This window comes from Thermoflexus sp. (assembly GCF_025055495.1).
GTDB lineage: Bacteria > Chloroflexota > Anaerolineae > Thermoflexales > Thermoflexaceae > Thermoflexus.
Genome location: NZ_JANWXB010000019.1, coordinates 1 through 1,021, shown reverse-complemented (window position 1 = coordinate 1,021; position 1,021 = coordinate 1). Strand labels below are relative to the sequence as shown.

The 1,021-nt window shown below is 65.2% G+C and carries 1 protein-coding gene; it reads left to right on the top strand.

All coding sequences use genetic code 11. The annotated features are described in order from the left end of the window. Positions 1-71: 71 nt before the first annotated feature. Positions 72-1,021 (top strand): hypothetical protein (locus tag NZM16_RS00760; protein ID WP_295477809.1); only part of this gene is annotated, 950 nt, incomplete at its 3' end.

Below are 1,021 nucleotides of genomic sequence, written 5' to 3'. Positions count from 1 at the left end.
AGAGTGCCGGACAATTAGAAGCAGCCCGCCAGCACATTGAGCGATATGTGATGCGGCGGGAGCGATGAGCTATGGGCGTTTACCACCTGATGGGATTGGGGTGCTCCCCGGGCACGGTGATCGGCCCGCTGACCTACCTGGCCCATCGCTACCAGCGGTGGAACGCGGAGGATCAGCGGTTCTTCGCCCGTTCCGGCGAGGCCCGCCACCGGACGGCCGGCCAGCGGGTGGGCGACGTCCAAGCGCTGGTCCTCTTCACCACGCCCGAGGTGATCGCGGGAACCGTCCCTGCCTTCGAATACATCGACAACCCGCCTGGCCAGAAGGCCAGCGGTCCGAAGCAACCACCAGGGCCCATGCAGAAGGTCCTGCGCGACCTGCTGCGCCGAGAGTGGCCGCCGATTGCAGGGGGACGGAAATCCGGAACGGTGTGCTGGTGCCAGGTCGATCGGCGGAACATCCACCTGACCTACGAGCGGGTGGTGCGGGTGATCGCTGCGCTGGCCGGCACGGGGGGCCAGGGGAAGGAAATCTGGGTGAACCTCACCGGGGGCAACAACGTGATGAACTTCGCCCTCGAGCTGGCTGCGGCCCTCTCCGGGGACGTCGCGCGCCTTTACTACGTTCAAGCCGAGGACGAGGTCGCTGAGAAGTGCGTCCGCTTCACGGCCGAGGACGGCTATTGGGTGGATCTGCCGATCCTTCCTCTGGCCCTCGGCCGACTGCGTCAAGCGATTATCGATCTGCTGACGGAATGGAAAACGCTCCCGCTCTCGGATCTCTACAGCCTCCTCAGGCAGGACTACTGGGACCTGAGCCGGGGGCTGGACTCGGAGGAAACCCTTCGCGACGAGCACCTCGCCCCCCTCTGGAAGCAAAGGATTGTGGTGGAGGTCAACAAGGAAGTTTACGCCCTGGGCCCGCAATGGGAGCTCGTGCGCCCCTACCAGGAGGCCCTAAAACAGGCGCGCCACCGCGCGGAAACCATCGAGGGCCTGTGCGAACGGGAAGACTGGATCCA